The 22,730-nt window shown below is 66.0% G+C and carries 17 protein-coding genes and 2 pseudogenes; 9 read left to right on the top strand and 10 right to left on the bottom strand.

All coding sequences use genetic code 11. The features are described 5' to 3' along the window. Positions 1–55: 55 nt before the first annotated feature. From CW305_RS15970 to CW305_RS15960, 3 genes are all read right to left on the bottom strand, one after another. Entirely contained in the window at positions 56–1,297 is a 1,242-nt protein-coding gene (locus CW305_RS15970; RefSeq protein ID WP_104098378.1) for an RNA polymerase sigma factor, read from the bottom strand. Between the two features lie 2 nt (positions 1,298–1,299). After that, positions 1,300–1,656 carry a YciI family protein gene (locus CW305_RS15965; protein WP_044314006.1) on the bottom strand — a complete coding sequence of 119 codons (357 nt, stop codon included), beginning with the start codon at positions 1,654–1,656 and terminating at the stop codon, positions 1,300–1,302. 88 nt (positions 1,657–1,744) lie between these two features. Continuing rightward, the gene (locus CW305_RS15960) at positions 1,745–2,203 is read right to left on the bottom strand and encodes a YybH family protein (RefSeq protein WP_104098377.1); all 459 of its coding nucleotides are present in this window, start codon (positions 2,201–2,203) and stop codon (positions 1,745–1,747) included. Positions 2,204–2,480: 277 nt separating this feature from the next. Between CW305_RS15960 and CW305_RS15955 the strand changes: the two are divergent. The 3 genes and pseudogenes from CW305_RS15955 to CW305_RS15945 all read left to right on the top strand — a co-directional run bounded on the left by CW305_RS15955 (position 2,481) and on the right by CW305_RS15945 (position 6,068). After that, positions 2,481–4,722 (top strand): annotated as a pseudogene (locus CW305_RS15955) (TonB-dependent receptor). Beyond that, positions 4,722–5,850: pseudogene (locus tag CW305_RS15950) on the top strand (PepSY-associated TM helix domain-containing protein). The pseudogenes CW305_RS15955 and CW305_RS15950 overlap by 1 nt, the downstream one beginning before the upstream one ends. Next, positions 5,847–6,068, top strand: a complete 222-nt coding sequence (locus CW305_RS15945; RefSeq protein WP_104098376.1) for a hypothetical protein — start codon at positions 5,847–5,849, stop codon at positions 6,066–6,068. The pseudogene CW305_RS15950 and the gene CW305_RS15945 overlap by 4 nt, the downstream one beginning before the upstream one ends. Here CW305_RS15945 and CW305_RS15940 read toward each other — a convergent pair. Then, the gene (locus CW305_RS15940; RefSeq protein WP_104098375.1) at positions 6,031–8,817 is read right to left on the bottom strand and encodes a response regulator; all 2,787 of its coding nucleotides are present in this window, start codon (positions 8,815–8,817) and stop codon (positions 6,031–6,033) included. The two genes, CW305_RS15945 and CW305_RS15940, sit on opposite strands and share 38 nt — an antisense overlap. Beyond that, complete coding sequence (locus CW305_RS15935; RefSeq protein ID WP_023444781.1) at positions 8,814–9,971, bottom strand: acyl-CoA dehydrogenase family protein; 1,158 nt, start codon at positions 9,969–9,971, stop codon at positions 8,814–8,816. Before CW305_RS15935 ends, CW305_RS15940 begins: the two co-directional genes overlap by 4 nt. A 129-nt stretch (positions 9,972–10,100) precedes the next feature. Between CW305_RS15935 and CW305_RS15930 the strand changes: the two genes are divergently transcribed. Beyond that, positions 10,101–11,285 carry a lactonase family protein gene (locus CW305_RS15930; protein ID WP_023444780.1) on the top strand — a complete coding sequence of 395 codons (1,185 nt, stop codon included), beginning with the start codon at positions 10,101–10,103 and terminating at the stop codon, positions 11,283–11,285. Between the two features lie 71 nt (positions 11,286–11,356). On the opposite strand, the gene CW305_RS15925 is transcribed toward CW305_RS15930, so the two are convergent. Then, positions 11,357–11,569: a hypothetical protein gene (locus tag CW305_RS15925; RefSeq protein ID WP_014822075.1), complete on the bottom strand. Its 213-nt coding sequence runs from the start codon at positions 11,567–11,569 to the stop codon at positions 11,357–11,359. A gap of 190 nt (positions 11,570–11,759) precedes the next feature. Between CW305_RS15925 and CW305_RS15920 the strand changes: the two genes are divergently transcribed. Together CW305_RS15920 and CW305_RS15915 are read left to right on the top strand one after the other, a co-directional pair. Continuing rightward, positions 11,760–13,181 carry an iron-containing redox enzyme family protein gene (locus CW305_RS15920; protein WP_023444779.1) on the top strand — a complete coding sequence of 474 codons (1,422 nt, stop codon included), beginning with the start codon at positions 11,760–11,762 and terminating at the stop codon, positions 13,179–13,181. Between the two features lie 22 nt (positions 13,182–13,203). Next, complete coding sequence (locus tag CW305_RS15915) at positions 13,204–14,151, top strand: methyltransferase (RefSeq protein WP_023444778.1); 948 nt, start codon at positions 13,204–13,206, stop codon at positions 14,149–14,151. Between the two features lie 113 nt (positions 14,152–14,264). Here the strand turns inward: CW305_RS15915 and CW305_RS15910 are convergent, their stop codons facing one another. From CW305_RS15910 to CW305_RS15895, 4 genes are all read right to left on the bottom strand, one after another. Continuing rightward, positions 14,265–15,197, bottom strand: a complete 933-nt coding sequence (locus tag CW305_RS15910) for an AEC family transporter (RefSeq protein ID WP_104098374.1) — start codon at positions 15,195–15,197, stop codon at positions 14,265–14,267. A gap of 129 nt (positions 15,198–15,326) precedes the next feature. Continuing rightward, positions 15,327–15,845 (bottom strand): hypothetical protein, encoded by a 519-nt coding sequence (locus CW305_RS15905; RefSeq protein ID WP_014822079.1) that lies wholly within the window; start codon positions 15,843–15,845, stop codon positions 15,327–15,329. A gap of 66 nt (positions 15,846–15,911) precedes the next feature. Continuing rightward, positions 15,912–17,084, bottom strand: a complete 1,173-nt coding sequence (locus tag CW305_RS15900; protein WP_014822080.1) for a zinc-dependent alcohol dehydrogenase — start codon at positions 17,082–17,084, stop codon at positions 15,912–15,914. 148 nt (positions 17,085–17,232) lie between these two features. Beyond that, positions 17,233–18,093: an SDR family oxidoreductase gene (locus CW305_RS15895; RefSeq protein ID WP_090522598.1), complete on the bottom strand. Its 861-nt coding sequence runs from the start codon at positions 18,091–18,093 to the stop codon at positions 17,233–17,235. 136 nt (positions 18,094–18,229) lie between these two features. Here CW305_RS15895 and CW305_RS15890 point away from each other — a divergent pair, with 136 nt between their 5' ends. The 3 genes from CW305_RS15890 to CW305_RS15880 all read left to right on the top strand — a co-directional run bounded on the left by CW305_RS15890 (position 18,230) and on the right by CW305_RS15880 (position 22,706). Further along, a complete protein-coding gene (locus tag CW305_RS15890) occupies positions 18,230–19,150 on the top strand; it encodes a hydrogen peroxide-inducible genes activator (RefSeq protein ID WP_104098373.1) in 921 nt (306 codons plus the stop codon). 4 nt (positions 19,151–19,154) lie between these two features. Next, positions 19,155–21,227, top strand: coding sequence for an ATP-dependent DNA helicase RecG (gene recG, locus CW305_RS15885; protein WP_104098372.1), 2,073 nt, complete (start codon positions 19,155–19,157; stop codon positions 21,225–21,227). Between the two features lie 75 nt (positions 21,228–21,302). Next, on the top strand, positions 21,303–22,706 hold the full coding sequence (locus tag CW305_RS15880; protein WP_104098371.1) for an aminoacyl-tRNA deacylase and HDOD domain-containing protein: 1,404 nt from the start codon (positions 21,303–21,305) through the stop codon (positions 22,704–22,706). Positions 22,707–22,730: the final 24 nt, after the last annotated feature.

The raw sequence follows: 22,730 nt of genomic DNA, 5'->3' as shown, positions 1-22,730 counted from the left end.
GCACCGGTCGCCTTTCGCGGTCGAGACCGCTCCCACAAAAGGTTTCTGGGTACGGTCAGTCGCCCAACTCATCCAGCTGCCGCTGCAGGAAACGCCGTTCGGGCTCCAGCTGCGCCAGGCGCAGCGCGCTGCGATAGGCCTCGCGAGCCTCGTCGATACGCGCCAGCCGGCGCAACAGATCGGCGCGGGTGGCGTGGCTGAGGTGGTAGTCCTGCAGATCGCCGCGCCCGAGGAGTTCATCCACCAACAGCAGGCCGGCCTCGGGCCCGTCGCGCATGGCCACGGCCACCGCGCGGTTCAGTTCCACCACCGGCGACGGGCTCAACTGCAGCAGCACATCGTAGAGCCGGACGATCTGCGGCCAATCGGTCTGCGCGGCGCTCGGCGCCTCGGCATGCACCGCGACGATGGCGGCCTGCAACGAATAGGGGCCGAACGCGCGACTGGTCAACGCCAGCTGCACCAGCTGCGATCCTTCGGCGATCTGCTGGCGGCTCCACTGGCTGCGGTCCTGCTCATCCAGCCGCACCAGCTCACCGGTAGCATCGGTACGCGCAGCCCGGCGGGCATCGTGCAGCAGCATCAGCGCCAGCAGCCCCATCACCTCGGCGTTGGGCAGCAGCTCGAGGAGCAGTCGGCCCAGGCGAATCGCCTCGGCACAGAGGTCGGCACGGGTCAGCTCGGCGCCGGCCGATGCGGTGTAGCCCTCGTTGAACACCAGATAGACCACCCGCAGCACGCTCTCCAGCCGCGCCGGCAGCTCGTCGCGCTCGGGCATCCGATACGGCAACCGGGCGTCACGGATCTTCGCCTTGGCGCGCACGATGCGCTGGGCAATGGTGGCCGGTGGAGCGAGAAAGGCGCGGGCGATCTCCTCGGTGGTCAGGTCGCAGACTTCACGCAGGGTCAGCGCCACGCGGCCATCGGCCGGCAGGGCCGGGTGGCAGCAGGTGAAGATCAGCCGCAGACGGTCGTCTTCCATCTCATCGACCTCCACTGCCTGCGCCGCGTCTTCCAGCTGTTCGGCCAGCAGCCGCAACGAGGCATCGAAACGCGCACGGCGGCGCAGGACATCAATGGCCTTGAAGCGGCCGGCGGAAACCAGCCAGGCACGCGGATTGTCCGGAATCCCATCGCGCGGCCACTGCTGCAGGGCCGCGGCAAAGGCGTCATGCAAGGCCTCTTCGGCGCGATCGAAGTCGCCCAGCAGACGGATCAGCGTGGCCAACACGCGCCGCGACTCGCTGCGATAGACCGCCTCGACCCGCGCCGCCGTGAAATGTCCGGTCAGCGGCATGCTCAGCGCTGCGGCAGCTGGCGCAACGGCCGGACCTCAACGCAGCCAAGGCTGGCCGGCGGGATCTTCGCCGCGATGGCCTCGGCCTCCAGCTGGTCCGCCGCCTCGATCAGGTAGAAGCCCGCCAGCTGCTCGCGGGTTTCGGCGAAGGGGCCGTCGACCACCGAGGTGACGCCATCACGCACGCGCACCGTGCGAGCAGTGCGCACCGACTGCAGCGGTTCGCCGGCGAGCATGTGGCCGCTGGCGCGCAGCTCCTCGCCGCAACTCACGCAACGCGCGACCAGCGCATGCCACTGCTCGTCGGTCATCGCATCCACACGCTGTTCGTCGTAATAGATCAGGCACAGGTAGTTCATGGCGGGGCTCCGTCTGCCGGCAACGCAGCAAAGCTAGCAGCCATTGAACGACCTCGCCCGATCGCGCGACGAAGACCGCGGGCCAGCCTCAACCGGTCTGTTGCTGCGACGGTGCGTGATCCATGCATACCTGGCCGGTCTGCATGTCGAAGGGCATCGAAAAGTGCTCGTGGATCACCTTCCACTCACCGTTGCGCCGCGCCCAGACCCGCGTGCCGCGCATCCAGGCCGTTTGCATCTCGCCTTCGGCATTGGGTCCGCCACAGTGGGTAAGCATGCGGCTGCAGGTCAGCTCCCCACCGACATCCACATGCAGCTCATGGGTCTCGAAGAAACCTTCGCCCTGGCAGAACTCGAAGCAGCGCTGCCAGTGCACCCGGTATTCTTCAACGCCCTTGAATTGCAGTGCGCCGACCGCATCGAAGGCGACTACGTCGGCGGCGTATTGCGCCATGATCCGGTCGAGATCCTTGGCCTTGGTGGCCTGTTCGAACGTTTCGTGCAGCTGGCGAATGGCGCTCTCGACCTGGCTGTTCTGGCTATTCATGTCCTTTTCCTCTGATCGGATGAACGGGTTCACCAGCTAGTCGTCTGGTGTATTCCCGAATCGACAGACCCAATCATTTTTTTCTACGCAGGCGCGGCCCGCATGCCAGACGCCCTGCGCCGGCGGCGCGCGAGCATGCCGCGGCTCCATCGGACGGAATACGGTTGCGAATTATTAGCATTGAAATATGATAGTGGCTCTCAGATGGCACAGACTCTCAACTGCCCATCGCGCCATCATCCGACACCCTCACAGCTCAACGTCCGGTCAGGTCCGTATGCCCACTCTTCGCTTCCCGCGTAAAACCGCACTGCTGCCCGTTTGCCTTGCCGCCAGCTTCGCTGGCTCGCCGCTCATGGCTCAGGAGCAACTCGAAGATCAGTCTCAAGGCAGTGCTGCCGAGCCGGTCGAACTGCAATCGGTAGAGATCACCGCCAGCGCCGACGCCTCGGCCGATGGCCTGACCCAGCCCTACGCCGGCGAACAGGTTGCACGTGGTGGGCGAGTAGGGATTCTGGGCAATCGCGACTACATGGAAACCCCGTTCACCTCGACCTCCTACACCTCGCAGCTGATTCAGGATCAGCAGGCGCGCAGCGTGTCGGACATCGTGCAGAACGATCCTTCGGTACGCGTGGCCCGGGGCTTCGGCAACATGCAGGAGCTGTACATGGTCCGGGGCTTCCGCCTGTTCTCGGACGACATCTCATACAACGGTTTATACGGCTTGTTGCCGCGCCAATACGTAGCCGCTGAGTTCATCGAGCGCGCGGAAGTCTTTCGCGGTGCAAGTGCATTCCTTAATGGCGCGGCTCCAGGCGGCTCAGGTGTGGGTGGCAATGATCAACCTGGTGCCCAAACGCGCACCCAATGAGCCGTTGACCCGCCTAACTTTAGGCGCCGAAAGCGGCGGTCAAGGTTCGGTAGCTGTAGATTTGGGCCGCCGCTTCGGCGAAGGCGAGCGCTTCGGTGTACGCCTCAACGCCGCCAAGCATGCCGGCGAAACGCCGGTCGACAACGAAGACAGTACGTTGGATATGTTTGCGCTCGGCCTGGACTACCAGGGCGACAACGTCCGTCTGTCCGCCGATATCGGCCATCAGTACCACTTCATCGATGCGCCGCGGCCAAGCGTTTACATCGAAGACGGCATAGACCTGCCAAGTGCACCGGATGCCGAAGACAACGTTGCTCAATCTTGGACGTTCTCCAAGGAAAAGCAGACGTTCGGCACCGCCCGGGGCGAATACGACTTTTCTGACTCGATCACGGGCTGGCTAGCCATCGGCGCACGCCGTGGCGAAGAAGAAAACCGCTTGGCTAATCCGACTTACACCGGATCCGACACCACGACTGCATATCGCTTCGATAACCGACGCAAGGAAGAAATATCTACAGGTGAAATTGGCCTGCGCGGCCGTGCATTGACCGGGCAGGTCTCACATCAATGGGTAATGTCTGCCGCGACCTTTCGGGCCGAGGAACGCAATGCGTTCGGTGGATCAGATTATGACAACCTCTTAGCCGGTAGCCTCGATAACCCGTACGACATCCCTATCCCCGACTTGCTGCCGAAAAACATCAGCGGTTCGCTTTCCGATCCTAATGTGATCGGCCGCACCTCCACTCGGAGCCTGGCGATCGCAGACACGCTTGGGTTCATGGATGATCGGCTACTTGTAACCCTGGGCGCACGTCGACAAGGGATCGAGACCAGGAACTACTCTGCGGCGACCGGAGATCGCGCGTCACGGATCAACCGCTACGAGACCACTCCTGTTGGCGGCGTGCTCTATAAGCTGACCGATGACGTATCAATCTATGCCAACTACATCGAGGGGCTTGCCAAGGGTGACAGCGCCCCATGGACCACCAGGCGGCCCGATGGAACGACCGAGGCAGTCAGCAATGCCGGGCAAACACTGGCGCCACACATCGCCAAGCAAACCGAGATCGGCTTGAAGTACGACGGCATTAATCTGGGCGGCAGCCTGGCGGTGTTCCGCACCGAACGCCCTATCGGCGTAGTGACCGACGGCGTCTTCCGCGAAGGAGGCGATCAGCTCAATCGCGGGATAGAACTGTCGCTGTTCGGCGAACCGGCCCCCGGAATGCGTCTGCTGGGCGGCGTGACCCTGCTCGATACCGAGCTAAGCGACACCGATAATGGCGATTACGACGGGAACCACGCTATTGGCGTGCCCAAGACCCAAGCCAACATTGGCGGAGAATGGGATGTGCCTCGGCTTGCCGGCCTCACGCTGACCAGTCGCGTCGTCTATACCAGCAGCCAGTACACCGATATCGACAATAACCGAGAAATCCCGTCCTGGACGCGTCTGGACCTCGGTGCGCGCTACGAGATGAAAGTGCAGGACCGCGACGTTACGCTCCGCGCCCGTCTCGACAACGCCACTGGCCGTGACTACTGGGCCTCCACAGGTGGCTATCCAGGCTCGAACTACCTCGTCCTCGGCGCCCCACGCACGCTCTCGGTCAGCGCTACGGTCGATTTCTGATGCAGGCAGTCACCCTGCGGCGGTGGGGGCTGGGTCCACAAGTGGTCCAGTCTCGTCTCTACGCTGTTCATCCTGATGCTGTGCCTGACCGGCCTGCCGCTGATCTTCTCCCACGAGATCGATCACCTCACCGGCAACGAGATCGAGGCGCCGGCGATGCCCGAGGGCACGCCGCGCGCTGCGGTCGACCGGGTTGCGGCCGAAGCTGTGAAGGCCTATCCGGGCCTCGTGCCGTTGTACTTTTTCGCCGAGGAAGACGCGCCGGACGTCTGGTATGTCAAGCTCGATACCCGCGTGGACACCGATGAAAGCGAATCGACCCTGATCCTCTCCGATGCCCGCACCGCCGAGGTACTCGGCGCGCCGAACTTCGACGAAGGCTTCATGAGCGTGATGTACCGCCTGCACGTCGACCTTTACGCGGGGCTGGCCGGCAAGCTGTTTCTCGGCTTCATGGGCCTGCTGCTGATGGTGGCGATCGTCTCCGGCGTGGTGCTTTACGCGCCCTTCATGCGCAAGCTGCGCTTCGGCGAGGTGCGCCAGGAACGCACGCCGCGCACCCGCTGGCTGGACCTGCACAACCTGCTCGGCATCGTCACCCTGGTGTGGGCCCTGGCGGTGGGCTTCACCGGAGTGATCAATACCTGGGCGGACCTGATCTTCCAGGCCTGGCAGGCCGAACAGATCGCCGCGTTGCAGGCCGGTGAAACGCGGGTACTGCTGGCCACCAATGCCAGTGACGCGCCAGCCGCTGATGGCTCCTTGCAGACTGCGGTCGATCGCGTGCTGGCTGCGGCGCCGGACATGGCGGTGTCGATGATTGCCTACCCCGGCACGCTGCGCGCCACGCCTGAGCACGTCGCGGTGATCCTGCGCGGCGACACGCCGCTGACCTCGCGCCTGACCCAGGCGCTGCTGGTCGACCCGGCCAATGGCGAGGTGCTCGAAGCCGGCGCGCGGCCGTGGTACGTCACTGCGCTGCAGCTCTCAGAACCCTTGCACTTCGGTGACTACGGCGGCTTGCCGCTGAAGGTCCTCTGGGCGTTGTTGGATATCCTCACCATCGTCGTGCTCGGCAGCGGCCTATACCTGTGGATCAAGCGCGGCGCGACTGAGGTGCGCTCATGATGCGCATCTGGTTCTGGCCGGTGCTGATCGGCGTGCTGTCCACGCTCGGGCTGATCGCCGGGCTGCTGTCCGAAGGCGCGGGCGATTGGCTGAGCTGGCTGGCCCTGGCGGCGCCCGTCGCCATCGGCCTGCATGGCTTGTCGCGCAGCGGCGCCCGCCCCCAGGCACGCGGCGAGGCCCTTACCCCTGCAGGATCTCGGCGAGCTGGTCGAAGCTGAACGGCTTGGGCAGCGAGCGCGCCGGCAGGTTGCTTTCGATACGCCCTTCACCGGAGACGAATACCAGCCGCAACCATGGCTGGGTTCGCAAGGCCTCGGCAGCGAAGTCGGGGCCTGATCGGCCCGGCAGATTGACGTCCAGCAACAGGTGATCGAAGCGCTGTTCGTGCAGCCCCTGCGCGGCCGCTTCAGCATTCGGATAGCCGCAGGCGCGGTAGCCCAGCTCCTCGACCATCTCGCAGGCCAGCACCAGCAGTTGCGGCTGGTCCTCCACCACCATCACCCACTGCTGCTCGACGGGTTTGTCGTCGCTGTGCTGCGTGCCCAGCAACTGGCGCACCTTGCGCGCCAGGTCTTCCTGCCGATAGGGCTTGCTCAGCAACTCCACGCCCGGATCGAGGCGCCCGCCATGCACGATGGCATTGCGCGTGTAGCCGGAGGTGAACAGCACGGCGATATCCGGCAGCAACACGCGAGCCTGGCGCGCCAGTTCGGTGCTGCTGAGCGGCCCCGGCATGACCACATCGGTGAACAGCAGGTCGATGGAAAGGCCGCTCTGCAGGATGCTCAGGGCGCTCTGCGCATCGTTGGCGCGCAGCACCGAATAGCCGAGGCCGGTGAGCAGCTCGATCACCGTGGCCTGCACCGGCAGATCGTCCTCGACCACCAGGATGGTTTCGCTGCCGCCCACAACCGGCCCGACGGTGGATGGCTGCGCCTGTACCTCGGGTTGCTCGGTGCGCGGCAGGTAGAGCTTTACGCTCGTGCCGGCGCCCGGTTCGCTGTACAGGCGGATATGCCCACCGCTCTGCTTGGCGAAGCCGTAGGCCATGCTCAGCCCCAGCCCGGTGCCCTGCCCTTCTGGCTTGGTGGTGAAGAACGGTTCGAAGGCCTGTTCGATAATGTTGGCGGGCATGCCAACGCCTGTGTCCGACACCGCCAGCAACACGTATTGCCCTGGCGCGACGTCGATCTGGGTACCGGTGTAGTGCTCGTCGAGCATGGCGTTGCCCAGCTCCAGGGTGAGCTTGCCCCCATCAGGCATGGCATCGCGGGCATTGATCGCCAGGTTCAGCACCACCTGTTCGAGCTGGTTCGGGTCGACCATCGTCGTCCACAGCCCGCCCGCCACCACGGTTTCGATTTCGATGCGCTCGCCCAACGCCTGGCGCAGCAGCTCGTCGAGGTCGCGCAAAAGCCGGCTAAGGTTGGTCGGCTGCGGGCGCAGCGGCTGCCGACGGGCGAAGGCCAGCAGTTGCCGCGCCAGCTTGGCACCGCGCTCGACGGCGGAGCTGGCCGCATCGACCCGCTTCGCCGCGCCACGGTTGGCCTCCACCAGCGGCTGCAGCAATTGCAGATTGCCGGCGATCACCTGCAGCACGTTGTTGAAGTCGTGTGCCACGCCGCCGGTGAGCTTGCCGATGGCTTCGAGCTTCTGCGACTGATACAGAGCCTGGCGGCTGAGTTCCAGCTCGCGGGTGCGCTCCTCGACCAGCTCCTGCAGCTGCTCGCTGGAGCGCTGCAGCGCCTGCTGCGCCAGCACCTGGGCGGTGACATCATGGCCCTGGCAGAAGATGCCGCTGACCTGCTCGTCCTCGCTGAACACCGGCTGGAAAATGAAATTCACATAGTGACGCTCGGCCTTGCCGCCGGCCTGCGGGCGCACGCGCACGGCGATGTCGCGGCCGATATAGGGCCGCCCGGTGACATAGACCTGCTGTAGCAAATCGGAGAGCGCGCGGCTTTCCAGTTGCGGAAACGCCTTGAGCGCCGGACGCCCGAGCAGCTCGCGGGCGCCGACCAGCTGGTGGAAGGCGCGATTGGCGATCTTCAGCTCGTGCTGCGGCCCTTCGGTGATGGCGATGAAGCCCGGCGCCTGGTCGAACAGCCGTTGCAGGTGGGCGCGCTCCTCGCTGAGCTGACGACCATGCAGCTCGTTGGCGCGACGCTCCGCGACCAGCGCCGAGACATCGCGCAAGGTCAGTGCCGCGCCCACCACTGCGCCATCCGCAGAACACACGGCGGCGACGACGATCTCCAGCGTTCGCCCGTTAGCCGCATCTTCATGCTGCAGGGTCAGCGTCGTGTCGCAATCCTGGACCTGCGCCAGGGCCTGGCCCAGCTCGTCGCTCCAGAACGGCAGCCCGCTCGCCGCACGGCGTAGCACCTCGCCACGGCCAAGGCCGAACATCTCGGCGGCACCGGCGCTCCAGTAGAGCACCGCCCCGGCGCGGTCGAGACCGACGATGGCGTCGCGCGCCGCGTCGATGAAATGATGCAGGTAGAGCTCTGCGGTGAGTGACGAACGCTTGCTCAACTGCCCGCCATCGACCATCGCGTTGGCCTGCGCCAACGTGGTGCGCAGGCGCGACCGCCGCCGCACGCTGGCCAAGGCCTGATCAAGCTGCGCCAGCGCGCTGGCGCCGAGGGTGACGATCGACCAGTGAGGCCCGAGCAACGGCGCCGGGCCCAGCTCGCGGTGCAGCGAGTCGACGCCCGCCTCATCGCTGAGGAACAGCAACTGGGTGGCCTTCCAGCGACTGCGCAGCTGCCGGGCCTGCGCCACCGGGCGTTGCAGACCGGGCGCCAGCAGCACCAGCGCCGGCTCGTTCTCATCGGGCAGCAACGCGCCTGGATCAAGGCTGCGCACCTGCAGACCGTGGGCTGTCGCCCAGCTGTCGATCTGCTCGCGCAACGCGGCATCGCCTGCCTCCAGCAGCGCGATCTGATCGAGCAGCAGCTCGCTCATAGCAGCGGCAGCCCCAGCAGGCTGCGACCGGTCCAGAGCTTGAGCAGGCCGGTGGTGGGGGTCATCACGTGCGCGGCCCGCGCGTCACGCAGCAGACGGGCGACACGACTGTTCTCGCGATAGGCCGCGCCGCCGCAAAGAGTCATCGCCTCGTTGGCCAGACGCACTGCGGTCTCCGCCGCATCGGCCTTGCACGCCAGAATGAACGACAACGCTTCGGGGTGGGCGCCATCGCCCCGGCGTGCGGCTTCGCGCACCAGCGCGCGGGTCTTGACCAGCTCGGTCCAGAGTTCGCCATAGCGGATCTGCAGGCTTTCCACATCCCGCAGCGACTCGCCGGAATGGCTGTAATGCCGCGAGCGCAGATGCAGGCTCGCCTCGTCCAGCGCCGCCTGGGCAACGCCCAGATAGGTGCCGGCCATGGCCATGAGGAAGAACGGCGCGACCACCTCGAACACGTACCAGACCTGATCGCCCGGCTCGCCGAGCAGGTTGCGCGCCGGTACCCGGACGCGATCGAGCTGCAACGGCCGCGAGGAATTGCCACGCATGCCAAAGCCGGCCCAGGGCTCGAGCCAGTTCATGCCGGCACTGCCCTGGTCGACGATCAGGCAGCTGAAATCCCCCGCCTCGGCGCCCGCCGCGACGGTGGACACGACGTAGGAGTCAGCATGGTCGCCGTTGGTAACGAACTGCTTGGTACCGTCGACCAGGAAATCTTCGCCGTCGGCATCCAGATGGGTTTCCGGCAGGTAGAAATGCGCGCCAGTGCCCCGCTCGGAGAGCGCCAGCGTGGTGATGTGCTGTCCCGCGGCGATCTCCCGCAGGTAGTGTTCGCGCTGATGCTCGGTGGCCTTGGCCGCGATCACCGCGGTCGCCACGCAATGCATGCCGTAGCACAGCGCCGACGACGGGCAGGCGCGGGCGATGGTTTCGGTAATCACGCACAAGCCCAGCAGCCCCTGCCCCAGGCCGCCCAGTTCGCTCGGCACCTGCAGCCCGAGCAGCCCGGCATCGCCAAGTGCTCGCAGCGAATGGGCGGGCCAGCGGCAGTCGGCATCGACCTCGGCCGCCAGCGGCGCAATGACGGTTTCAGCCAGATCGGCGGCGACGTTTTGCAATTCGACGAGCTGAACGGGTAGCAAGTGGTCCATGAATCTTCCTGAATTCGCGGGTGGCTGGCGTCCGCCCAGGTGCATATCAGACCCTGACAGTCAGGTATTGTTCGAACAACGTCTTCGGGAGCGTTGGGCGCCCACGGTGGTCATAGTGGCATGACATCAATGACCACGCGCAAACGCCCCGTACTGCTTCGCCTCGCTCTCGCTCTGCTGATCGGCGCGACCCTGTCTGCCGGCGCGCGAGCCGAGACCGACGACATGCACATCCTGATCGGCAGCTACACGCACGACAGCCACAGCCCGGGCGTTCTGCGCCAGCGCTTCGATCCGGCGAAAGGTTGGATCGACCCGCAACCGCTGCAGACCCTCGCCAGCCACAATCCCTCCTGGCTGGTGCTGGACGAGCAGCGCGGGCGCCTCTATGCCACCAACGAGAACAGCCCAACGCACGCCGACCCGGTCGGTCGTGTCAGCGCCTGGCAACTCGACAGCAGCGGCGAGCACCAGCTGATCGGGCAGAACATCAGCCTGGGCGACGAACCGACCCATGCCAGCCTCAGCCATGACGGGCGCTACCTGTTCATCAGCAATTACGGGGCGCGACCGAACCCGGGCGGCAGCCTGGCGGTGATGCCGCTGGCCGAGGATGGCCGGCCACTGCCGGTCACGCAGCTTCTCGCGCATCAGTCGAGCGGCGTGCACCCCGAGAGGCAGCAGGCGGCGCATGTGCACTCCGCCGTACCGAGCCCGGACGACAAGCGCCTGCTGGTCAGCGACCTGGGCGCCGATCATGTATTCGTCTACCGCTACGACCCGCGCAATGCCGAACGTCCCCTGCAACCTGACGAACCCGCCAGCATCGAGCTGCCAGCGGGCAGCGGCCCGCGCCATCTGGTCTTCCACCCCAATGGCAAGCACGCCTATCTCGCCCTCGAGCTGAGCGCCCAAGTGGCGAGCTTCGACTACACGGACGGCACCCTGATCCGCCGGCAACTGCTGGACCTGAAGGATGCCGCTAGCGAGGTGCGTCATTCACCGGGGGCGATCCACACCTCGGCCGATGGCCGTTTCCTCTATGTCAGCGACCGCGGCGACTACAACCACATCATCGTCTTCGCTATCGACAGCGACGGCGCCCTGCGGGAAATCCAGCGCCGCCCCACTGAAGGCCGCGAACCACGAGAATTCGCCATCGCCCCAGACGGGCGTTTCCTGCTGATCGCCAATCAGCTGAGCGATGACGTGGTGGTGATCGGGCGCGATCCGGACAGCGGAAAGCTCGGCGAGACGCTGCAGACCCTGCCGGTCGAGCGCCCGTCGGACATCAAGTTTCTTGCCAAACCCTGAAGCCGAGCGGCGGTACTAGCAGCAGGCCAGCCGGACCGCGTGCCGGCTGAGCCTGACATCGGCGCTCACAGTCAAGGCTTGCGTTGCGACTCGCGCGAGGCGTCCTCTTCGCTCACCTCCTCGGCCAGGCCCGGCGGCACGTTGTAGGCGCCGCCGGGTACGTCGGCTTCGTCACCACCGGCGACCTCGCCCTGGGTGGACGTGGTTTCCGGATTCTGCTCGTGGGCGTCGCCGCTCTGGTCGATGGACTCGATGCTCTCGCGACCCTGGTCGTTCTGACTCATCAGCTGCTCCTCGCGTACCTGTGGCCATGCCCGGCCCGTCCGGGTGGCTCTATCGATTGGGAGGAGACGTGGCGGCGGAAGTTGCAGCGTAACGGCGCTTTTCTGGACCGATGGCCGCTCGGCGGTGCAGCTGAACTAAACCACAGGCCCGGCAGCCAAAACTGGACTAGAACTGCCATAGAACAGAATCATGCAACTGACTTCTCGCAGCCTGCCGATCACTCCTGCCCTTCACCCGGAGCAGGATCAGCCCTCACGGGCGCTGTACTTCGCCCTTGCCCGCGAGGTCGACGCGCAATCACGCGACAGCGCTGCGGAGTACCTGCGTGCGCAGCTCGAGGCCGCCGCTGCGCTGCCGTCCGACCTGCCGGAGGACCCGGCCAGCCTGGAAGCCTGGGTCATGCGGCGCACCGAAGTGGTCGGACGCCAGTATCAGGCTTACCTGGACCAGCGCCGTGCCGGCGGTCCGCGCCGCTATTTCGCCAGCAAGGCCCATGCACTGCATTTCCTGCGCGGGGTGGCGCCGACCAAGCTGGTCGATGGCGCCTGGCTCTATGGCCTGCTGCAGCGCTGGGATGATGCGCGCTTCACCGCGCTGATCCAGACCTATCTGGAGGAGCTCGGCGAAGGCCTGCCGGAGAAGAACCATGTGGTGCTCTACCGCAAGCTGCTGGCCAGCCAAGGCTGCGATGACTGGCAGGAGCTGGACGACGAGCACTTCGTCCAGGGGGCCATCCAGCTGGCACTGGCCGAGCATGCCGAGCAGTTCCTGCCGGAAGTGATCGGCTTCAACCTGGGCTACGAACAGTTGCCGCTGCACCTGCTGATCACCTCCTACGAGCTGACCGAGCTGGGCATCGATCCCTACTACTTCACCCTGCATGTCACCGTCGACAACGCCGACAACGGCCACGCCAAGAAAGCCGTGCAGGGCGTGCTGGATGCCTTGCCGCAGGTCGGCGACAGCGCGGAGTTCTATCGACGGGTGCGCAACGGCTACCGGCTCAACGACCTCGGCGCCAGCACCGTCTCGGTGATCGGCGACTTCGATCTGTCCCGGGAGGTGCAGCGCATCCTCGAGAAGAAGGCGGCGGTCGGCCAGTTCGTACACTCCGACTACTGCCGTTTCGAAGGCCGCACGGTCAATCAGTGGCTGGCCGAGGACGTCGAACAGTTTCTCTCCGTGCTGGACAAGCGCGGCTGGATCAAGCGCGGCCATGACCCGCAGGAAAGCCGCTTCTGGCAGCTGATCGCCGGCGAACAGGCGCCGATGTTCGGCGTCTTCAGCGCTTACGAGCAGCAGATGATCCATGACTGGATCGCTGGCGACTGGCAGGCCGACAGCAAGCGCAGCCCGCGCGGTGCGTTGCTGCAGCGCCAAGCGCTGTTCAACGCCCGGCGTGTGCCGCAGGAGCCGGGTGCGCTGCAACCGGCGGAAAGCGTCAGCGGCAACGATTTCGACGAGGAACTGCAGCTGCTCGAGCAGCAGATTGCACGCCTGCCCGATCGCGCCGCGCGCATGCGCCTGCTGCTGCCGCTTCTCGCCCCGCAACGCCACCACACTGCCGCCGGCCTGCTGGCCACGCGGCTGTTCAACGGACTGTTCAACTGAAGGCACACCAAGGAACGCGACGATGATCATGGACAATGCGCAGGACCTCGCGCTGCTGCACCTGGGCCAGGCCCTGCGGGATCGCGGCTATCACTTCATCACCCCCACGCCGCTGACCCATGAACGAGTCAATCAGCGCCCGGAAAATGCGCTCGCCGATGACCTGCCGGGGGTTTTCGGCTGGAGCCGCCCGTTCCAGCACGAACTGCTGCCACCACCGCTGTTCAGCCTGATGGATCAGGCTGACGTGCTGGAACCCTATGGCTCGCGCTGGCGCTCCAAGGTGCGGCTGTCCAGCCTCGACGGGCAGCTGTTCCTGCATTCGGCCTTTCCCACCGAAGCCACCGACGCGGTGTTCTTCGGCCCGGACACCTACCGTTTCGCCAGCGCCATCTGCTGCCATCTCAACCAGCATACCGGCGAGATCCGCCGCGTGGTGGACATCGGCTGTGGCTCGGGCGCCGGCGCCATTCTCACTGCCCTGGCGCGACCGCAAGCCGAAGTGCTGGCGGTGGATATCAATCCGGAAGCGCTGCGCTTGACGCGTATCAACGCAGCGCTGGCTGGGGCGAACAACCTGCGCGCCGAACGCAGCGACCTGCTGAGCAACGCACAAGGCGAGTTCGATCTGGTGCTGGCCAATCCTCCTTATCTGGTCGATACCGACCAGCGCGCCTATCGCCACGGCGGCGGACCGCTCGGTGCCGGGCTGTCGCTGGCGATTCTGGATGCCGCGCTCGGCCGCCTGGCGCCGGGCGGCACGCTACTGCTGTATACCGGGGTCGCCATGATCGACAACCAGGACCCCTTCCTGGCCGAGGTGCGCCAACGCCTGGAGCGTACCGACCTGCAGTGGGGCTACCGTGAGATCGACCCGGACGTATTCGGCGAGGAGCTGCTTGGCGGGGCCTATACCCAGTGCGATCGCATTGCTGCCGTGGTGCTGGAAGTGACGCGGGCGATGGGCTGACAGTAGGGGGAGGTTCGCCCGAGGAAAACGCTTCGCGGTTTTCCCCCAAACGACCGGCCAGGCGTAGGGTGGATAACGCCGCAGGCTTATCCACGCGCAAGTGAGCGCGCTTATCAGACCGGAAATAGCACCAAGATCAGTGACAGAGTGATCAGCGAACCCAGCGTCGACAGCAGCACCACCCGCGACACCCGCGAGCCTTCGCGTCCATAAAATTCCGCGAGCATGTACGGCCCGGTCCCGGTGGGTAACGCGCTGAGCAGCAACGCCGAATAGGCCCACAGCGTCGGCAGCTCGAATACCTGAAAAGCCAGATACCAGGTAATCAGCGGCTGCACCACCAGCTTCAGCCCCACCAGCGGCCACACCCCCTGCACCCGTCCTCCGGGCTGTGGCTGGGCGAGGAACAGCCCCAGCGACACCAGTGCGCAGGGCGCCGCCGCCGCGCCCAGCAGCTTGAGCAATGTCGCCAGCGGCACCGGCAATTGCAGGCCGCTCGCCGCCCAGAGCGCACCGAGCAGCGGCGCGATCACCAGTGGATTGCGTACCAGCGCACTACTGACTTTGCCCAGCGTGCGCAACACGCCCTGCCCGGCATGCAGGCCGGTCTCGACGCAGGCCAGGGCGATGGCGAACAGCACACAGACCACCACGATCGAGGCGACCATCGCCGGCTGCAGCGCCTCGTCGCCCAGCACCAGCATGCACAGCGGAATCCCGACATAGCCGGTGTTGGCGTAGGACGCACCCAGCGCGTCCAGGCTGGCGTCGACCAGCGGCTGCTTCTGCAACATGCGATACGCAAGAGTGAAGGCGAACACGCCAAGGCTGCCGATGGCGAAAGCGGCGATAAAGCCGGGTTGCCAGAGCTGCTCCCAGGTCGAGGTGGCAACGACGCTGAACAGCAGCGCCGGCAGGCCCAGCCAGACCACGAACCGATTGAGTTCGGAGGCGCCGGTCGGCCCCATCCGGCCGCTACGGCGGCACAGGTAACCGAGCAGGATCAGCGCAAAGACGGGCAGGACGACATTGACGACCGAAGACATGGACTCTCATCTGCAAGCTGGCGGCGCGGCGCAGGGCCACGACCGAAACGGCCGGCCACCATAGCAAATGCGGCGGATCGTCGCGCTCAGAGTCGACCAGGCACTACCCAGCCGACCCTGGGTTTCAGCTCAATGAAGCGAGGGCGAATAACCGTTGGGCTCGGCCCGCGCGGCGGCGAACTCCGCTTCGACGCTGCCACGCATTTGCGCAGTGCCACCGGGGAAACCGCTGCGGTCGCTGTAGTCCCATTCGACCACCGGCACCTGCTCGGCATCCAGACCCTTGGCGCAGCTCAGGTCCAGCGCGGTGATACCGGCCACCGCGCCGGCGGCGATGGCGGCATTGGCCGGCTCGTTGCCGTGCTCGATGCTCCAGCCGAGACCGGCCAGATCCAGCGCATCGCCGCCGATACGGCCGTAGATCCAGGGTTTCGGATCATCCGCCAGCAGGATGCCGACACCCGTGGCGATCTCGCGCAGCCCGCAGGCACGGACCACCCCTTCGCTGCCGGACATGCCGATAAAGCGAGCGACCTGCCGCGGCGCCACCAACTGGACGACGCCCAGACCGATACTGAACCAGCCCAGCCCCCGCGCCAGCGTGCGCGCGGAATGGTTGGGCCGGGTGACTTGACGTGGAATGCTCATGAAGACTCCTCGCTCGATAACGTGGCTCGGCTGATCCCTACTTTAGGGATCGGCGATCTGCAGGCTTCAGGGTTTCAGAACGACCTTGATGCAGCCGTCATGCTTGTCGCGGAAGGTCTTGTACATCTCCGGACCCTGCTCGAGGCTGACGCTGTGGGTAATGACGAAGCTCGGATCGATCTCGCCTTCCTGAATGCGCCGCAGCAGGTCGTCGGTCCAGCGATTGACGTGGGTCTGGCCCATGCGGAAGGTCAGGCCCTTGTTCATCGCCGCGCCGAACGGGATCTTGTCGATCAGCCCGCCGTAGACGCCAGGAATCGAAATGATGCCGGCCGGGCGGCAGACGTAGATCATCTCGCGCAGCACGTGCGGGCGGTCGCTCTCGAGCATCAGCGCCTGCTTGGCGCGGTCGTACATCGAATCGATCGAACGCGCCGCGTGCGCCTCCATGCCCACCGAGTCGATGCACTTCTCCGGGCCTTTGCCGCGGGTCAGCTCCTTGAGGCGTTCGAGCACGCTTTCCTCATCGAAGTTGATGGTGATGGCGCCGCCGGCGCGGGCCATGGACAGGCGCTCGGGCACGTTGTCGATACAGATGACCTGCTCGGCGCCCATCATCACCGCGCTGCGGACGGCGAACTGGCCGACCGGCCCGGCCCCCCAGACTGCCACGGTGTCGGTGGGCTGGATGTCGCATTGCGCCGCGGCCTGCCAGCCGGTGGGCAGGATGTCGCCGAGGAACAATACCTGCTCGTCAGTCAGACCATTGGGGATCACCACGGGACCGACATCGGCGTAGGGCACGCGGACGTATTCAGCCTGACCACCGGCATAACCGCCGGTGAGGTGGGTGTAGCCATAGAGGCCGGCGGTGGTGTGGCCGAAGACTTTGTCAGCCACGTCCTTGTTGCGGTTGGTTCGCTCGCACACCGAGAAATTGCCGCGCCGACACTGGTCGCACTCGCCGCAGACAATGGTGAAGGGCACCACCACGCGGTCGCCAACCTTGAGCTTCTTGTTCGCCGAGCCGACCTCCATCACCTCGCCCATGAACTCGTGGCCCATGATGTCGCCGTGCTGCATGCCGGGCATGAAGCCGTCGTACAGGTGCAGGTCGGAGCCGCAGATGGCGCAGGACGACACCTTGATGATGGCGTCGCGAGGGTCTTCGATGGTGGGATCGGGGACGTGGTTGTCGCAGCGGATGTCGTGCTTGCCGTGCCAGCGGAGGGCTCTCATGGACAATCTCCTGTCGGGTTTCGGAAACGCCGTCTCGGTGATTCTCCTTCGCTGCCTCGCTGTTGCTCCTCTGTCGGTGCGGCGTGCTGTCAGGGTTTTAGTAAGCAGCGCCGCACCAGAGTTGCCCGGTTACCGACGGGCTGCATGGTTAGTGTCGATTGCGATCCAGCGAAGCGTAGCCATCGCGATAGCTGGGGTACCTGGGTTTCCACCCCAGCGCACGGGCGCGGGCATTGCTGCAGCGCTTGCTGCCGGCGCGGCGGGTCATGCTCTGCTCGGCCCAGTGGGTGACGCCCAGGCGTTCGCGCAGCCAGTCGACCACCTCGTGCAACGGTGCCGGGTCATCGTCGACGCCCAGATAGCAATCTTCCAGGGCAGCACCACTGGCGTCGCTCTGCAGCAGAAACGCCAGCAGCCCGGCGGCGTCGTCGCGATGGATGCGGTTGCTGTACTGCGGCGGATCGCGCTCGACACGCAAACCGGCGCGCACCTGATTCTGCAGCCAGGGGCGCTTCGGGTCGTACAGCCCACCCAGACGCACCCGCGTTACCGGCAGGGCGCTGTCGAGCGCCAGCTGTTCGGCCTCGAGCATCACCCGACCGGTGAAGCCGCCGGGCTCGGTGGCCGAGTCCTCGTCGATCCACTCGCCGTCGCGCTGGGCGTACACACCGGTGCTGGAAACGAACAGCAGCCGCCGAGGGCGCTGGCCGCGCTGCTGTAACCAACCGAGCACATTGCGCAGGCCTTCGACATAGGCCTGGCGATAGCCGGCTTCGTCATGTTCGGTGGCGGATGCGGCATAGACCAGATAGTCCAGCGAGCCGTTGGGCCAGCAGCGCGGACAGGTCGGCTCGGAAAGGTCGCCGTTGACCGGCAGGATCGGCACTGCCAGCTGGGCGGCGTTGCGCCGCAGGCCGTACACCGTCCAGCCATCCCGACTCAGTTGCAGACCGAGACGACTGCCAAGGTCGCCACAGCCTGCGATCAATACGCTAAGGCGCTTGCCCATGTTCTGCTCCCTCAGTTGTAACCCGCCGCGCGGGCCGCACGAAACCGCAGTGTACCGACTTTCGAAGCCTGGCCGACCGGTTGGTTCTGCGCTGCGCAAAAGGCTATGCTTGCCGGCACATTGATGGATGCTGACTATGACTCTGACCGAATTGCGCTACATCGTGACCCTTGCCCAGGAACAGCACTTCGGCCGCGCCGCTGAACGCTGCCACGTCAGTCAGCCGACCCTTTCGGTCGGTGTGAAGAAGCTCGAGGACGAGCTCGGTGTGCTGATCTTCGAGCGGACCAAAAGCGCAGTGCGCCTGACCCCCGTCGGCGAAGGCATCGTCACCCAGGCGCAGAAGGTGCTGGAGCAGGCACAGAGCATTCGCGAGCTGGCCCAGCTCGGCAAGAATCAGCTGGCCGCACCGCTGAAGGTCGGCGCCATCTACACCGTCGGCCCTTACATGTTCCCGCACCTGATTCCGCAGCTGCATCGTGTGGCGCCGGACATGCCGCTGTACATCGAAGAGAACTTCACCCACATCCTGCGCGACAAGCTGCGCACCGGCGAACTGGACGCGATCATCGTCGCGCTGCCGTTCCAGGAAGCCGACGTGCTGACCAAGCCGCTCTACGACGAGCCGTTCTACGTACTGATGCCGGCCGACCATCCGTGGACGGCAAAGGAAACCATCGACGCCGAGATGCTCAACGAAAAGAGCCTGCTGCTGCTCGGTGAAGGCCACTGCTTCCGCGATCAGGTGCTCGAAGCCTGTCCGACCACCCGCAAGGGCGAGGCACCGAGCCACACCACGGTGGAATCCAGCTCGCTGGAAACCATCCGCCACATGGTCGCCTCGGGCCTGGGCGTGTCGATCCTGCCGCTGTCGGCGGTGGAGAGCCACCACTACTCCCCCGGTGTGCTGGAGACCCGCCCGCTGACGCCGCCGGTGCCGTTCCGCACCGTGGCGATCGCCTGGCGCGCCAGCTTTCCGCGGCCCAAGGCCATCGAGATCCTCGCTGACTCGATCCGCCTGTGTTCGGTAGGCAAGCCGCCATCGGCGAAAGCCTGAGGCCATGAGCGAACTGGCGACCGTTCCGGTCACCGCACTCAAGGGCGTCGGCGCCGCGCTGGCCGAGAAGCTCGCCAGGGTCGGCCTGGAAACCCTGCAGGACGTGCTCTTCCACCTGCCGCTGCGCTACCAGGACCGCACCCGCGTGGTGCCCATTGGCGCGTTGCGCCCAGGGCAGGACGCGGTGATCGAAGGCGTGGTGTCCGGCGCCGATATCGTCATGGGTCGCCGCCGCAGCCTGCTGGTGCGCCTGCAGGACGGCAGCGGCACCCTGAGCCTGCGCTTCTACCATTTCAGCCAGGCGCAGAAGGAAGCCATGAAGCGCGGCACCCAGCTGCGCTGCTACGGCGAGGCGCGTCCCGGTGCCTCGGGGCTGGAGATCTACCACCCGGAATACCGCGCACTGACCGGCGAGCCGGCACCGGTGGAACAGACCCTGACGCCGATCTACCCGACCACCGAAGGCCTGACCCAGCAGCGCCTGCGCAACCTCAGCGAGCAGGCGCTGGCGCGGCTCGGCCCGCACAGCCTGCCGGACTGGCTGCCCGCCGAGCTGGCCCGCGAGTACCGGCTCGGCCCACTGGATCAGGCGTTGCGCTACCTGCACCGGCCGCCGGCCGACGCCAATCTGGAAGAACTCGCCGAAGGCCGCCACTGGGCCCAGCATCGCCTGGCTTTCGAGGAACTGCTGACCCATCAGCTTTCGCTGCAGCGCCTGCGCGAGCGGGTTCGCGCCCAGCAGGCACCGGCGCTGCCAGCAGCAAAAGCCTTGCCGCAGCGCTTTCTCGCCAACCTCGGCTTCGCCCCAACCGGCGCGCAGCAGCGCGTCGGTGCAGAGATCGCCTATGACCTGGCCCAGGACGAGCCCATGCTGCGCCTGGTGCAGGGTGATGTTGGCGCCGGCAAGACGGTGGTCGCCGCCCTCGCCGCCCTGCAGGCGCTGGAGGCCGGTTACCAGGTGGCGCTGATGGCGCCGACGGAAATCCTCGCCGAGCAGCATTTTCTCAACTTCAGCAAGTGGCTCGAACCGCTCGGCATCGAGGTCGCCTGGCTCGCCGGCAAGCTCAAGGGCAAGGCCCGTGCCGCATCGCTGGAACAGATCGCCGGCGGCTGCCCGATGGTGGTCGGCACCCACGCGCTGTTTCAGGACGAGGTGGTGTTCAAGCGCCTGGCGCTGGTAATCATCGACGAGCAGCACCGCTTCGGCGTGCAGCAGCGCCTGGCCCTGCGCCAGAAAGGCATCGACGGTCGACTCTGCCCGCACCAGCTGATCATGACCGCCACGCCCATCCCTCGCACCCTGGCGATGAGCGCCTACGCCGATCTCGATACCTCGATCCTCGACGAACTCCCGCCAGGCCGTACGCCGGTGAACACCCTGGTAATCGCCGATAGCCGGCGTCTGGAGGTGATCGAGCGGGTGCGCATCGCCTGCAACGAGGGGCGCCAGGCGTACTGGGTGTGCACCCTGATCGAGGAATCCGAGGAGCTGACCTGCCAAGCGGCAGAAACCACCTTCGAAGACCTCTCGGCGGCGCTGGTCGGGCTGCGCGTCGGGCTGATCCACGGGCGCATGAAACCGGCCGAGAAAGCCGCGGTGATGGAGCAGTTCAAGCGTGGCGAGCTGCAACTGCTGGTCGCCACCACCGTCATCGAAGTGGGCGTCGACGTGCCCAACGCCAGCCTGATGATCATCGAAAACCCGGAGCGCCTGGGCCTGGCCCAGCTGCACCAGCTGCGCGGGCGGGTCGGCCGTGGCAGTGCGGCAAGTCATTGCGTGCTGCTGTACCATCCGCCGCTGTCGCAACTGGGCCGCGAGCGGCTGGCGATCATGCGCGAAACCTGCGACGGCTTCCTGATTGCCGAAAAGGATCTGGAACTGCGCGGCCCCGGCGAGATGCTCGGCACCCGCCAGACCGGCCTCTTGCAGTTCAAGGTCGCCGATCTGATGCGCGATGCCGAGCTGCTCCCGGCGGTGCGCGATGCCGCCCAGGAGTTGCTGGCGCGCTGGCCGCAGCACGTCAGCCCGCTGCTCGAGCGTTGGCTGCGTCATGGCCAGGAATACGGCCAGGTATGACAACCATCCGTCGCCACATCATCCGTGGCTGACGGCTTCGCTATACTCCGGCAGGTCACTACAACGGGTCCGCTCATGAATTCTGCTGTCGACACCGAAAGCTGCTCCGAACTGCCCCTCCTGATCACCAAGCTGTTGAAAGACCTCGGTGTGAGTTACCAGATCCAGCGCGATCGCCCCAACATTCCCGCTGCGCAGCGGGTGCAGGCGGTGCTCCTGGACGACAGCATCGGCGCGATGCTGGTGCTCTTCCCGCAGGATCATCTGCTCGACCTTGCACGCCTGGCCGAACTCACCGGCCGCGAGCTGGCCGCAGTCAAGCCGGAGCGGCTGGCGCGCATGCTCGCCAAGCACGAGCTGACCCGCCTGCCTGGCCTGCCGCCGTTGACCAGTTCACCCTGCCTGTACGAGGAGCAGCTGCTGCAGCAACCGCGCCTGCTGGTGGAGTCCGGTCAGCCGGGCCTGCTGGTCGAGGTTGTCGGTAGCGAATTCAAGCGCATGCTGAGCAAAGCCACGGCGGGCAGCTTCGCCGTGCCGCTGAGCACTATCCGACCCAATCTTGACCGCCCGAACGACGACCGTGCGGAAATCACCCAGGCGGTGCAGAGCTTCACCGCGCGGCGCATCCAGAAGCGCCTGGAAGAAACCATCGAGATTCCGCCGCTGCCGCACACCGCGCAGAAGATCATCAAGCTGCGGGTCAATCCCGAAGCCACCGTCGACGACATCACCGGCGTAGTGGAAACCGACCCGGCGCTGGCGGCGCAGGTGATCAGCTGGGCGGCCTCGCCCTACTACGCCGCGCCTGGGCGTATCCGCTCGGTGGAAGACGCCATCGTCCGCGTGCTCGGTTTCGATCTGGTGATCAACCTCGCCCTCGGCCTGGCGCTGGGCAAGACCATCAGCCTGCCCGACGACAAGCCGCAGGACGCCACCCCTTACTGGCAGCAGGCGATCTATACCGCGGCGGTGATCGAGGGGCTGACCCGCGCCATCCCGCGCGAGCAGCGCCCGGAGCCCGGCCTGAGCTACCTCGCCGGGCTGCTGCACAACTTCGGCTACCTAGTGTTGGCGCACGTCTTCCCGCCGCACTTCTCGCTGATTTGCCGACATGTGGAAGCCAACCCGCATCTGTCGCACAGCCACGTCGAACAGCATCTGCTGGGCATCACCCGTGAGCAGATCGGCGCCTGGCTGATGCGTCTGTGGGGCATGCCCGAGGAACTGGCCGCCGCCCTGCGCTTCCAGAACGATCCGGGCTACGACGGTGAGGATGCGGCCTATCCGAACCTGGTCTGCCTGGCGGTACGCATGCTGCGCAACCGCGGTATCGGCAGCGGACCGGACGCCGAAGTGCCGCAGGAGCTGTTCGATCGCCTGGGTATCACCCGCGAGAAGGCCAACGACGCGATTGCCAAGGTACTCGCCGCTGAAGCCGCCTTGCGCGCCCTGGCGATGCAGTTCAACTCGCCACATTGACAGCTCGCGCCGCCGGGTCTATGC

This window comes from Stutzerimonas kunmingensis, assembly GCF_002929225.1.
Classification (GTDB): domain Bacteria; phylum Pseudomonadota; class Gammaproteobacteria; order Pseudomonadales; family Pseudomonadaceae; genus Stutzerimonas.
Note: the sequence above shows the minus strand (reverse complement) of the source record. Positions and strands in the feature narration are given on the sequence as shown.

Bases quoted from the DNA above. Each gene is read 5' to 3' on its own strand.
- CW305_RS15970 (WP_104098378.1), bottom strand. From the start codon at position 1,297: ATGCCGCTGACCGGACATTTCACGGCGGCGCGGGTCGAGGCGGTCTAT.
- CW305_RS15965 (WP_044314006.1), bottom strand. From the start codon at position 1,656: ATGAACTACCTGTGCCTGATCTATTACGACGAACAGCGTGTGGATGCG.
- CW305_RS15960 (WP_104098377.1), bottom strand. From the start codon at position 2,203: ATGAATAGCCAGAACAGCCAGGTCGAGAGCGCCATTCGCCAGCTGCAC.
- CW305_RS15945 (WP_104098376.1), top strand. From the start codon at position 5,847: ATGATGCGCATCTGGTTCTGGCCGGTGCTGATCGGCGTGCTGTCCACG.
- CW305_RS15940 (WP_104098375.1), bottom strand. From the start codon at position 8,817: ATGAGCGAGCTGCTGCTCGATCAGATCGCGCTGCTGGAGGCAGGCGAT.
- CW305_RS15935 (WP_023444781.1), bottom strand. From the start codon at position 9,971: ATGGACCACTTGCTACCCGTTCAGCTCGTCGAATTGCAAAACGTCGCC.
- CW305_RS15930 (WP_023444780.1), top strand. From the start codon at position 10,101: ATGACCACGCGCAAACGCCCCGTACTGCTTCGCCTCGCTCTCGCTCTG.
- CW305_RS15925 (WP_014822075.1), bottom strand. From the start codon at position 11,569: ATGAGTCAGAACGACCAGGGTCGCGAGAGCATCGAGTCCATCGACCAG.
- CW305_RS15920 (WP_023444779.1), top strand. From the start codon at position 11,760: ATGCAACTGACTTCTCGCAGCCTGCCGATCACTCCTGCCCTTCACCCG.
- CW305_RS15915 (WP_023444778.1), top strand. From the start codon at position 13,204: ATGATCATGGACAATGCGCAGGACCTCGCGCTGCTGCACCTGGGCCAG.
- CW305_RS15910 (WP_104098374.1), bottom strand. From the start codon at position 15,197: ATGTCTTCGGTCGTCAATGTCGTCCTGCCCGTCTTTGCGCTGATCCTG.
- CW305_RS15905 (WP_014822079.1), bottom strand. From the start codon at position 15,845: ATGAGCATTCCACGTCAAGTCACCCGGCCCAACCATTCCGCGCGCACG.
- CW305_RS15900 (WP_014822080.1), bottom strand. From the start codon at position 17,084: ATGAGAGCCCTCCGCTGGCACGGCAAGCACGACATCCGCTGCGACAAC.
- CW305_RS15895 (WP_090522598.1), bottom strand. From the start codon at position 18,093: ATGGGCAAGCGCCTTAGCGTATTGATCGCAGGCTGTGGCGACCTTGGC.
- CW305_RS15890 (WP_104098373.1), top strand. From the start codon at position 18,230: ATGACTCTGACCGAATTGCGCTACATCGTGACCCTTGCCCAGGAACAG.
- recG (WP_104098372.1), top strand. From the start codon at position 19,155: ATGAGCGAACTGGCGACCGTTCCGGTCACCGCACTCAAGGGCGTCGGC.
- CW305_RS15880 (WP_104098371.1), top strand. From the start codon at position 21,303: ATGAATTCTGCTGTCGACACCGAAAGCTGCTCCGAACTGCCCCTCCTG.